The sequence below is a fragment of the Pseudoflavonifractor capillosus genome (genome assembly GCF_016899775.1).
GTDB lineage: Bacteria > Bacillota > Clostridia > Oscillospirales > Oscillospiraceae > Lawsonibacter.
In genome coordinates this window covers 1-239 of record NZ_JACJJE010000198.1, presented here as the reverse complement: position 1 = coordinate 239, position 239 = coordinate 1, and the positions used below count along the sequence as shown (strand labels likewise).

1 protein-coding gene is annotated in these 239 nt (G+C 53.6%); it reads right to left on the bottom strand.

Annotated features, from left to right (window positions below; genetic code table 11):
• The coding region (locus tag H6B31_RS17010) for a hypothetical protein (protein ID WP_204899557.1) at positions 1–239 on the bottom strand (239 nt) is incomplete at both ends.

Sequence of the window (239 nt, the reverse complement as noted above, 5' to 3'; positions counted from 1 at the left end):
GGATTCAGATTGCCTGCATCATCCCGCTTTTGCGAGTAGAAGTATTTTTTCTGCATTATTTGGGCTTCGATCTTTCCCGAGGGTATCTTCTTCCCGCTTTGATCCACCACTATGAGCTTTAGCGGCGCTGAATAGCCCGCTTGGACCCGACGCGGGTGATTGGAGATGCCTACAAGCACGCCGGGCCGTGGATTAAAAGTCTCCAGCTCGGTGGCGGGCTCGCCGTCAATATCCAGTAC